The organism is Streptomyces kebangsaanensis (assembly GCF_001906585.1).
GTDB classification, from domain to species: Bacteria; Actinomycetota; Actinomycetes; order Streptomycetales; family Streptomycetaceae; genus Streptomyces; species Streptomyces kebangsaanensis.
Genome location: NZ_JUJA01000040.1, coordinates 23,681 through 32,687, shown reverse-complemented (window position 1 = coordinate 32,687; position 9,007 = coordinate 23,681). Strand labels below are relative to the sequence as shown.

21 protein-coding genes are annotated in these 9,007 nt (G+C 72.1%); 1 reads left to right on the top strand and 20 read right to left on the bottom strand.

Features of this window, described 5'->3' with window-relative positions; all coding sequences use genetic code 11:
* From RH94_RS42475 to RH94_RS40620, 4 genes are all read right to left on the bottom strand, one after another.
* Positions 1 to 413 (bottom strand): DUF2637 domain-containing protein (locus tag RH94_RS42475; protein WP_234425549.1); only part of this gene is annotated, 413 nt, incomplete at its 3' end.
* A 66-nt stretch (positions 414 to 479) separates the two neighbouring features.
* Entirely contained in the window at positions 480 to 662 is a 183-nt protein-coding gene (locus RH94_RS05390) for a hypothetical protein (protein ID WP_073946503.1), read from the bottom strand.
* The gene (locus RH94_RS05385) at positions 659 to 862 is read right to left on the bottom strand and encodes a hypothetical protein (RefSeq protein WP_073946502.1); all 204 of its coding nucleotides are present in this window, start codon (positions 860 to 862) and stop codon (positions 659 to 661) included. Before RH94_RS05385 ends, RH94_RS05390 begins: the two co-directional genes overlap by 4 nt.
* Entirely contained in the window at positions 862 to 1,014 is a 153-nt protein-coding gene (locus RH94_RS40620) for a hypothetical protein (RefSeq protein ID WP_158073023.1), read from the bottom strand. The genes RH94_RS05385 and RH94_RS40620 overlap by 1 nt, the downstream gene beginning before the upstream one ends.
* A gap of 151 nt (positions 1,015 to 1,165) precedes the next feature.
* Between RH94_RS40620 and RH94_RS05380 the strand changes: the two genes are divergently transcribed.
* A complete protein-coding gene (locus RH94_RS05380; RefSeq protein WP_234425548.1) occupies positions 1,166 to 1,435 on the top strand; it encodes a hypothetical protein in 270 nt (89 codons plus the stop codon).
* Positions 1,436 to 1,565: 130 nt separating this feature from the next.
* Here the strand turns inward: RH94_RS05380 and RH94_RS05375 are convergent, their stop codons facing one another.
* The 16 genes from RH94_RS05375 to RH94_RS05325 form a co-directional block, all read right to left on the bottom strand.
* Complete coding sequence (locus RH94_RS05375; protein ID WP_073946501.1) at positions 1,566 to 2,288, bottom strand: hypothetical protein; 723 nt, start codon at positions 2,286 to 2,288, stop codon at positions 1,566 to 1,568.
* Between the two features lie 94 nt (positions 2,289 to 2,382).
* Positions 2,383 to 2,697: a helix-turn-helix domain-containing protein gene (locus RH94_RS05370; RefSeq protein ID WP_073946500.1), complete on the bottom strand. Its 315-nt coding sequence runs from the start codon at positions 2,695 to 2,697 to the stop codon at positions 2,383 to 2,385.
* 2 nt (positions 2,698 to 2,699) lie between these two features.
* Complete coding sequence (locus RH94_RS40615) at positions 2,700 to 3,347, bottom strand: hypothetical protein (RefSeq protein ID WP_073946499.1); 648 nt, start codon at positions 3,345 to 3,347, stop codon at positions 2,700 to 2,702.
* Positions 3,344 to 3,610 carry a hypothetical protein gene (locus RH94_RS05360; protein ID WP_073946498.1) on the bottom strand — a complete coding sequence of 89 codons (267 nt, stop codon included), beginning with the start codon at positions 3,608 to 3,610 and terminating at the stop codon, positions 3,344 to 3,346. The genes RH94_RS40615 and RH94_RS05360 overlap by 4 nt, the downstream gene beginning before the upstream one ends.
* 2 nt (positions 3,611 to 3,612) lie before the next feature.
* Positions 3,613 to 4,182, bottom strand: coding sequence for a hypothetical protein (locus RH94_RS05355; RefSeq protein ID WP_073946497.1), 570 nt, complete (start codon positions 4,180 to 4,182; stop codon positions 3,613 to 3,615).
* Between the two features lie 2 nt (positions 4,183 to 4,184).
* Positions 4,185 to 4,331 carry a hypothetical protein gene (locus tag RH94_RS40610; protein ID WP_158073022.1) on the bottom strand — a complete coding sequence of 49 codons (147 nt, stop codon included), beginning with the start codon at positions 4,329 to 4,331 and terminating at the stop codon, positions 4,185 to 4,187.
* Positions 4,328 to 4,459, bottom strand: a complete 132-nt coding sequence (locus tag RH94_RS46070; protein WP_267893338.1) for a hypothetical protein — start codon at positions 4,457 to 4,459, stop codon at positions 4,328 to 4,330. Before RH94_RS46070 ends, RH94_RS40610 begins: the two co-directional genes overlap by 4 nt.
* Positions 4,459 to 4,620, bottom strand: coding sequence for a hypothetical protein (locus RH94_RS40605; RefSeq protein WP_158073021.1), 162 nt, complete (start codon positions 4,618 to 4,620; stop codon positions 4,459 to 4,461). Before RH94_RS40605 ends, RH94_RS46070 begins: the two co-directional genes overlap by 1 nt.
* Positions 4,617 to 5,042, bottom strand: coding sequence for a hypothetical protein (locus RH94_RS42470; RefSeq protein ID WP_234425559.1), 426 nt, complete (start codon positions 5,040 to 5,042; stop codon positions 4,617 to 4,619). The genes RH94_RS40605 and RH94_RS42470 overlap by 4 nt, the downstream gene beginning before the upstream one ends.
* Positions 4,946 to 5,380, bottom strand: a complete 435-nt coding sequence (locus RH94_RS42465) for a DNA adenine methylase (RefSeq protein WP_234425557.1) — start codon at positions 5,378 to 5,380, stop codon at positions 4,946 to 4,948. Before RH94_RS42465 ends, RH94_RS42470 begins: the two co-directional genes overlap by 97 nt.
* Positions 5,381 to 5,430: 50 nt before the next feature.
* Entirely contained in the window at positions 5,431 to 5,646 is a 216-nt protein-coding gene (locus tag RH94_RS05345) for a hypothetical protein (RefSeq protein ID WP_073946496.1), read from the bottom strand.
* On the bottom strand, positions 5,643 to 6,212 hold the full coding sequence (locus tag RH94_RS05340; RefSeq protein ID WP_073946495.1) for an Lsr2 family DNA-binding protein: 570 nt from the start codon (positions 6,210 to 6,212) through the stop codon (positions 5,643 to 5,645). The genes RH94_RS05345 and RH94_RS05340 overlap by 4 nt, the downstream gene beginning before the upstream one ends.
* A complete protein-coding gene (locus RH94_RS40235) occupies positions 6,209 to 6,403 on the bottom strand; it encodes a hypothetical protein (RefSeq protein ID WP_143203957.1) in 195 nt (64 codons plus the stop codon). Before RH94_RS40235 ends, RH94_RS05340 begins: the two co-directional genes overlap by 4 nt.
* On the bottom strand, positions 6,400 to 6,990 hold the full coding sequence (locus RH94_RS05335) for a hypothetical protein (RefSeq protein WP_073946494.1): 591 nt from the start codon (positions 6,988 to 6,990) through the stop codon (positions 6,400 to 6,402). The genes RH94_RS40235 and RH94_RS05335 overlap by 4 nt, the downstream gene beginning before the upstream one ends.
* Positions 6,987 to 7,307: a hypothetical protein gene (locus RH94_RS05330; protein ID WP_143203956.1), complete on the bottom strand. Its 321-nt coding sequence runs from the start codon at positions 7,305 to 7,307 to the stop codon at positions 6,987 to 6,989. Before RH94_RS05330 ends, RH94_RS05335 begins: the two co-directional genes overlap by 4 nt.
* Positions 7,297 to 9,007, bottom strand: a 1,711-nt coding sequence (locus tag RH94_RS05325; protein ID WP_158073020.1) for a hypothetical protein, incomplete at its 5' end; no start/stop codon positions are given. The genes RH94_RS05325 and RH94_RS05330, both read right to left, overlap by 11 nt.

Genomic DNA, 9,007 nt, shown 5'->3' with positions numbered 1-9,007 from the left:
GTAATGTCGGCGGCTTGTCCGATCGCGTGCCGGGCCGCTTCGACCACGACCACGAACAGCACGGGCATCGCGGCGTGCATGCCGGTGCCGATGGGGTCGGGCCAGGCCGTGGCGGCGTTGAACGCGATCGTTGCGGCGGTGAGCAGCCATGCGGTGTGACGGAGCATGGCGAGCGGCATGTGCAGCCAGGTGAGCAGGAGGTCGAGCGCGAGCAGGACCAGGATTCCTGCGTCGATGCCGATGGGGAAGGCGTTGGCGAAGTCGCCGAACCCTTTGGTCTTCGCGAGTTCGCGTACGGCGGCGTAGGAGCCGACGAATCCGATCAGCGCGATCACGACCGCCCCGGCGGCGACGGCGATGACGAGCCTGCGCTGCAGAGGCGTGAGCTGGATGCGATCGCCGGTGGGCGACATGGGGTTCCCTTCGCGGGCAGGTGGCCGGCCCCGCTCGGGGTGCGGGGCCGGCCGGGTCGGGCGGGGTCAGCTGAAGCGGCGGCGGTCGCGGTCCTCCCACGCCTGGCCCTCGCGCGCCGTCTTGGTGAGGTTGCGGCGGTGGCCCTCGCGCCGCTTGCGGGCGGCCCGGTCGGAGGCGGACTCCTGTCCGGCGTACCGGGTGGCGGCGCGTTCGCGGTCGTTGCCGAGGAGGCGGTCGAGGAAGCTCACGAGTGGCCTCCGGCGAGGGTGCGGAGGCGGGTGGCGTACTCGGCGCAGTGGGCCCCGTCCGGCTCGGGGAGGAGGTCGGCCCACTCGCCGGTGAGGCCGAGGTGGCGGGCGCGGCCGCGGATGGCGTGGAGGTCGGCGAGCCGGTTGGGCTGCAGGTCGAGCCGGTCGGCGAGGGCGAGCAGCAGGGTGGTGAGGGCCATCAGCGGCGCCTCGCTTCCTGCTTGTCCATGGTCTGGCGGACGTCGGCGCCGGCGGCGTAGTCCTGCTGGCAGGCCTGGACGGTGGCGGGCTGGGCGAGGATCTGGTTGGGCTGGGGCTGCGCCGGGCTGGGCTGCTGGTCGGTACGCTCCATAGCGGACCTGCTCCTTGTGATCGCTGTGGACGGGTCCACCCCTCGGCCCGGAGTTGCCGCTCCGCATGGGCCGAGGGGTTTTCCCGTTGTGCTGATTTCAAGGTAGCGACCTTATTGCCACGTGGCAACAAGGTCAGACAGGATGGTGTTCATGACCGAGGCCGAAGGAGGGCCGGACATGGTGTCGTTCCGTGAGCTCGCGCGCAGACTCGTCGCTGACGGAATCGTCGAGCGGATCACTCATCAGCGACTGTCGAAGATCTCGCGTGAAGATCCGGACTTCCCGCCTGTGGTCAAAGTCGGCAGCTCGAACGCGGTCGACTATCGACTCGCCGCCCCGTACTTCCGGGGGCGCATCACGCGTCCGGGGTGGCGTACCGATCTGAAGGGCAAGCCGCCGAAGGATGAGCCGCAGGAGTAGCCAAACGTGCTGAAGCCCCGCCGGGTGAGTCGGCGGGGCTTCAGTGCGTATGGGGCGGCGGCCGTCACCGCCAGGTGTCACGGCAGGGCGCCGTGGATCATGCCGCCCCGGACCGCTCATCCTGCCACGGCTAGGCTGCGCCGGCCTCGAGCTGGGCCGCGGTGATGCGCGCGGCCAGGGCGAGTTCCTCCCGGCTGTACATCGCCTCGCAGGTGGTGCAGTCGATGTACAGCTGGTGGTCGGTCTCCACGAGGGTGAGGGAGTCGCATCTCGGGCAGGGCTGCGGGACGGGCCGGCGCTGGGGGCGCAGGCGGGTGTAGTCGCGGATGGTGCGCATCAGCTGGTGGAGCTCGTCGCGCATGACGCCTGCCCATGGCTGGCGTGCGGCCCAGTCGAGGACGGGGGGGTGGCCGAGCCAGGCGGCGAGAGCCTGCGGGGTCAGGGTTGCGGGCGGGTTCCAGCGGCGTTCTTCGCTGATGACGCGGACCCAGCAGATGAGGACACCGGCGATGGGCAGGGGGCCGTGCTGGTCGTGCTGCGCCTGGCCGTAGGGGTCGCGGATGCCGTCGTTCCAGGCGGCGGGCCCGAGGATGTTGAGGATGTCATCGCGGCCGGGAAGAGGCGCGGTGCGGTAGGCGGTGCGGCCGCCGGTGGAGGCGCCAGTCGTTTCCCGCTGGCGGGAGCCCTCGAGGACGATGATCTGCGTCGGGATCTCCTGCAGCCAGACGCTGATGACGTGGGCGCAGGGGCTGCAGATCGTCTGCCGGTTGGCGAGCTCGCGGTCGCGGAGGCTGCGGTGGCAGGTGGCGGCGGCGCAGGACGGGCCGTGGTCGTGCTGGGCGGTGGTGGTCATCGAGCGCTCCTGTGGTGCGTGGGGCGGTACGGTGGGGCGATCGGATGGGGCGTCCTGGCCTGGGGAGACTGCGGAGGGCGCCCCTTCGTCGTGCTCAGGTGCGGGCAGCCTTGGCTCCGCATGTGGTGCAGGCGAACCCGGGAGGCGGGGCGTCGCAGCACGCGGTGCAGTTCGGCTTGGCCAAGAGGGCGGAGGCAGGCACGTCGAGTGCCTCGGCGGCGGCCATGAGCCAGTCGACGGATATCTGCGCCCGGCCGCCGTTCTCGGCCTTCACGATCCACGTGCGGTCGACTCGGTAGCCCGCTTCGGTCATGCCTTTGGCGAGTACCTCGGCAGTGATGCCGCGCTGCTTACGGATATCGCGGATCCGAGCCACCGCGATGCGGGTGATGGGGTACTGCTCGGCCATGGTCAGTGCCTCCTTCGTGGTGGTCCGTACGGTGACTGCCAGGCCGGCCGGTCCCGGCGCCGGGCCGGCTTACCGATTTCGTCGATGACGCCGGCCTCCTGCAGGTTGCGCACGGTGGCGGTCAGGGCGGCGAGCGCGCGGGCGAGTTCGTCCATGAAGGGGCGGGCGGCGGCCACGTAGGTGCGGACCATGCCGGTGTGCAGGGCGCGGATGCGGGCGAGCATCTCGGTGGTCTGCTCGATCGTGGGGTGCTGCGGCCACGCCGAGGCGGCGGGCGACCGTACGGAGTCGGGCGCCTGGCCGGTGAGGTGGGCGGCGTCGTAGGAGAGGGTGTGCAGGAGCCGCCTGGCCTCGGCGAAAACGTCCTCGGCGTCCTCGGTGGGGATATCGCAGGCCCGTCGCTCCTCCACCACGGCGTCGAGGACGGTGCGGGCGGTGTCCTCGTCGACGCCGATCGCCGCGGCGACGCTGAAGTAGCGCTGGCGGTGGGTCTCCCAGGCGATGGCGCGGGCCATCAGCTGCGGGTGCGCGATGGCCATGAGCTGCGACACGGGCCGCAGGCCTTCGGCGATGCGGCCGAGCATCAGACTCCGGGACGCCGCAGCGAGCGCGGGCAGGTCGTCGATGATGTGCGGGCGGTCTTCGGTCACGGGAGAGTCACCTCCAGGCGGCGGCGGCCGCCGCGCTCCTGCTGCGTGGCGACGACGTGATAGCCGCCCTCCCGCAGCTCGGTCTCGATCGTCTTCAACTGGTCGGCCTCGCCCGGCCCGTCCCAGAACACGGTGGCCATGCGGCGGCCGGCCTGGGCGACGCGCACGCCCGGGTCCCAGTCGCCGCCCTCGAACTCGCTGAACTCGCGGCCGCGGTCGCGCAGGAAGTCTTCGATCGTCGCGGCCTTGATGCGCTGCGCCATCGTCAGGCCTCCCGGTAACGGACGGCGAAGCCAGGCAGGCCGAGCCCGAAGTCCGGGTCCTCGGAGGCGGGCCGGAGCGGGGCGCGCAGTTCGGTTTCGTCGACGCTGCACATCGGCTCACGGGGCGATACGCCGGCGCGGACTCCACTCCAGCGGAACGGCTCGCCGCAGTCGCGGCAGTGGACCTTGATGTCAGCCGCATAGCCGACCACGGTCGGGTCGGCGTCGCTCGCCGTGATCCGATTGACGGCCACGTAGGCGTCGAAGTTCTCGTGCAGGCACGGTTTGTCCGGGTCGGCGGCCCGGCTGCGGGGTTGGATGCTGTCGGGGTCGATGGTGATGCTGCTGTGTCCCCAGTGCGGTGAACCGCCGCCTTGGGTGACCTTGTGCCAGGCCGAGCCGTCCTCGTCGTCCAGGTAGAACGTGGAGCTGCCGTAGACCACTTCGACGATGTTGCGGCGGGTGCCGACGAGGTGGCGGGCCCAGTACGCGGGGAAGCGGCCGTCGTCGATGACGATGGCGGTGACGCGGCGGGCGGTGCAGGGCTCGCCGTTCCAGCGGGTATCGGTCATGGTCAGTCCTTCTTCGGAGTGTCGATGTCGGGGAAGGCCTCGTCGGCCTGGGCGGTGGTGCTGATGGGGATGTGGCGGATGCGGGCGGTGAAGTGGCCCCAGCACCAGCCCGTGGCGAGGGCGAGAACGGCGACGAGGGCAGTGATCACGGCTGCCTCCGGGCGCGGGTCTGGCGGATGGTGTGGACGAGGTGGGTGATGCCGGCGGCGAGCCAGCACGCGCAGCCAGCGAGCCAGCAGAAGAGGCCTGCGAGGACGAGGAGGCCGGGTTCGGGCATCAGCGGGACTCCTTCGCCTGCCGCGCCTCGATGGCGTCGTAGATGGCGGTCACGCGGTCGGGCGGCGGGCTGGTGGTCATGGTGTGACTCCTGGTGGGTGTGATCGAATCGGGGGTGGACGGCCGCCCGCACTGCCCGCGGGCGGCCGTTCTGCTGCTCATGCGGTGGCGTCGAACAGGCCGTCCTGCCCGGCCAAGGGCCGGTTCGCCCAGAGCACTTCGGTGCGCGCCTTCGCCGCGGCAGCGTTACCGGTCGTGGTCGGCTGCTCGTACCGGTGCCAGCCCTCGTACAGCTCGTCGTACAGCGGGCTGTGGTAGCCGGAGAGGACTACCGCGGCACGACAGTCGGCGAGTGCGGCCGCCAGCTCCCTGTGCTCGAGCTCGGTCTTCATCTCGTGCCGGTAGTTGCGGCCCCACCCGCGGGTCGTGCCGAGGTAGGGCGGGTCGACGTAGAGCAGCACGTCGGGCTGCCGGCCGTACTTGGTGATCATGTCGAGGGCGGGCAGGTTCTCGAGCGACACGGCGTGGAGGCGTTCCGCCGCGGCAGCGAGACGGTCGACGTAGGCCTCGAGGTAGCCGGGCATCGACGTGACCGAGCCGGCCGGGTCGATGTAGTCCGCCAGCCGGTGTTCCGCAGCGTGCCGGAACGACCTTGAGCGAGGCGGCACCAGATACGGCGGGCGAGCTCGAGCTCATCGTTCGTCGGGTCCCAGGTGGCGGCGAGCTCGGCGCGCGAGTGCGGGGTGAGGGCGCAGGCGCGGATGAGCTCGGTGGGCCGGTCGCGGAGGGCGCGCCAGAACGTCATGAGCTCGGCGTCCAGGTCGGACACGGTTTCCATGCGGGACGGCTGCTTGGCGAGGAGGACGGACAGTCCGCCGGCGAACGGTTCAACGTAGTGCTCGTGTGGCGGCAGCAGGGACACGATCCATGAGGCGACGCGCTGCTTCGATCCGAAGTACGGGACGGGGCTCTTCACTGGTTGATCACCTGTTCTTCGAAGGGGAGTTGTCCGTTGGTGACGGGCGTGGGCGTGCTGAGGACGGCACGGATGCGAGTGGGGTTGCGGCGGATCGCTGCGCGCTGGGCGCGGGTGAGCTTGCGCCAGCAGCCCGATCCGATCCGCCGCGCCTTCGCGGCGGCGGACCGGACGGGCTTGTGGCACAGCGCGCACTCGACGGCCTCGCTCACGACGTGCCGCCGGCCGCGGTGCTGCCGGTGGCCTCACGCCAGGCGTCGACAACCTTCCTCGGGACACGGCCCACCGCCGGGCAGTCGACGTTGTTCGCCGTCGCCCAGGCACGGACCTCGGCCGCCGGATACTCGACCGGCTTCCGCTTGCCCTTGGCCTTCTGCGCCGGCGCGAGCTCGGCCTCGCGGGCCTGAATCTCGGCGAGCCGCTTCTCCAGCTGCTCGCGCTCCTCGGCGATGGCGGCGAGCTCCTGGTCCGCAGCATGCCGCTGGCGGAGGCCGTAGAGCGCTATGCGGGCGCGGGCGGCCTGGTCGCGGACGTCGGGGTCGTCGTGCTCGTCACCCCACTTCAGGAGCTGGCCGACCGGGAGCGGCTGCGGTTCGGCGGCCGGGGTGCTCCTGAGCGGCAGCTCGGGGATGGAGGAGAGCTGGGGTACGGGCTGGGCCATGGGGTTGGGTCCCTTCTGGGTGTCATCGGGAAGGTGGAGGCGCCACTGCCGGGCGGCTTCGGGGCCGCCCTGGCGGTCGATCTCGTGAAGGAGGGCGCGGAGCCCGGCGATGGTCACCGGCTCCTCCTGTAGGACTGGCGGCGGCCGGCATCTCCGACGCGCCAGCCCTGCACGACCTCGTCGAGGTCGGCCCAGTGCTCCGCCTGCTCTTCCGCTGTGCAGGGCTGGGTCGGCCTCGGGGTGCGCCAGGCGGTACCGGTGGGCTGGTCCTCGTCCGGCACTGGCCGGGTCTCGGGGCGGCGGTTCATGAGCCGCTCCCGGTGGGCGCCGCGGTGCGCAGGACGGTGTCGGTGAGGTGGCTGCCTGCCATGCAGGGGGTCTCGCCGCAGGAGGCGAGGACGTAGCCGACCGGCGGCCGCCCGTGGTGCGCCTGGAAGGCGGCGTGCCGGCCGTTGTACCGGCGCCCTTCGGCGAAGAGCTGGGGCATGCGGCCGGCCATCGAGCCGGTCCAGCGAGCGTGCCCGTCGCCGTACGGCTCGATGCACAGCGCGAGCGCCTCGGCCACCGACCGCGACGGCACTACGCGCTCAGCCTTCGGGATCTGCAGCTCCCCACGGATCCGGCCCACCGTCGGCAGGCTCACCCCAACCTCGCGGGAGACCTGTTCGTAGGTCCGGCCGGACAGCAGCAGCGCCCCGATGCGGGCCACGATGGCCGGCCGCTCCTCGGCAGGGATACGGCCGCCGCCGGCGCGCCTGGGCACCGGGATGCGGTATGCCCGGCGCGTGGCCGCGATGACACCGTTGGCCACCCGCAGCTGCTGCTGGACCTGCCGGTAGGTGGCACCGCTCCGCAACATGTCGGCGACGTCTTCCCTCGGCTTGTAGGTGCTCACCGCGTCCTCCGCCAGGTGCTGTAGCGGATGGTGGCGGCGCGCCGGCCCGGGCGGCTCGAGGGCCGCGGCGTCCGCGGGCGCGGGCTGGTGCAGGTGGCGGCGTGGGGCATGGCCTGCCACTCGGCGTGCTCGAGCGTCGGCCGCTCGGCGGAGAGCACGCGGACCTTGAGGGTGCCGGTGCCGTCCGTGTGAGCGGCCAAGTTGCCCTTGGGGTCGGGGTCCGCGTTGACGGCCTGGCGCTTCCCGTTCACGGTGATCGCCCACCGGATCCGTTCGAAGCAGCCGCCGCACATTGCGACGTCGTGGTCACTGGGCATGAGTCCTCCGGTCGCTACCGGTCTCGGGATGGGGGTGGCCGTGCAGGAGCGGCAGCGTCCTGAGATGGCCGTAGATGTGCAGGGCGACGACGGGCCCGTGCTCGGCGATCGCCGCGAGGATCTCCTCGTCGCTGGCCTGGTCGCGCTGGCGGTAGGTCTTCTTCGGCGGCAACGGCCGCGCGGGCGGCAGCACCGGCTCCGGCCGCTGCGGACCGAACACCGCAGTCCTGGGCAGCGGCTCGTCGCCGAGTTCCTCCGGCAGCTGCGCCCGGGCACGGCCGTCGGCACGCCGCTGCTCCTCCTCGAGGGCCTCCGCCTCGCGCAGGCGCTGCTCCCGCTGCTCGTCCAGGAGCCGGGCCCGCTCGGCGAGCTCGGCGTCGCGGCGGGCGCGGGCGGCGGCGGTCTGCCGGGTGACGGCGCAGGTCTCGCAGTCGGCTCCGGTCTCCCAGATGACGCCGGTCTCGCAGTCCGGGCGGCCGCAGCCGTGCCGGACCAGGGCGGCCCCGAGGAGCCAGCGGCCGATGTCGCGGATCGTGGTCGTGGTGGCGTAGCGGCGGGTGAGCCGGTCGACGAGTCGCTCCTCGCTGCCGCCGGGCGCGTCCAGCTGCGCGCCGATCTCGCGGGCGATCCGGCGCATCAGGTACGGGCTGATCGCGGGGAGTTCATGGCGGACGGGCTGAAGGACGCGCCAGATCCGGGGGGACAGTTGCAGGGCGGGGCCGGTGTAGGCGGGGCGGCCGGTGGCCGGACGCGAGCCAGCGGCTTCGTCATCCGTGCGCAGCACGCGACCACCACGACCGAAGGTGTCCGGCACGGGGTTATCCACAGGATCGGCGGCCCACTTACGGTCACCTCGCCTACGGCGGATACCCCCACCCAGCTTCGTCTCAACTACGTCAGTGGGGACCGGCCTGTATTCCTTGATCGCGAGGGATCCGCCGCAGATGACCGCACCGGATCCGCCATGGATGTCCGCACTCGCCTCCGTGGCCGGTCCGGGCGCAGTGCCCGGCACACCGGCAGGAGCCTGCTCGCCCGGGCTGTCCGTCGCCGCGGCGGGGGCATCGAGGAGCGGGGTGGGGCGCAGCGGGTGGCGGTGGAGGGTGACGGTGTTACGGCCCTGGTGGCCGGCGCGGTGGCCGACGCCTATCCAGCCGAGCTCCTCGAGCTGCTTGAGGAGGCGGCGGGCGGTGCGGTCGGTGAGCGGTACGCCCTTGTTGTCACCGTGGTGGTGGAAGAGTTCACCGGCCAGTTCGGCGGCGGTGAACACGTGTCCGTCGGCTTCGGCGTGGGCGGCCAGGAGCGCGGCGCGCAGCTGGCGCGGCGTGAGGGCGTCGCACATGGTGACGGGGATACGCAGGGACCGTTCGCTGGTGGTGACGGGCCGGACCTGGCGGATCGCGGTGCGGCCCTTGCCGCTCTTGCGGGTCATGCGCCGCGTGGCGAACTCGGGTTCGCCGCCGTCCGGTCCGGGGGCGCGGCCTTCGGTGAGGGCGCGTTCGACGTCGCGGACGGACAGGCCGGTGAATGCCGCGAGTTCGGTGACGTGGGCGTTGCAGTGTTCGAAGCTGGCGTCGGTGTCGAGGGCCGCGATCTTCGCCCAGACCTTGACGAACACGTCGCTGTAGTGGGAGCCGCGGTAGACGCGCTCGGGGATGTCGACCATCTGCGTGGCGCGACGGGCGTAGCGACGTGGCAGG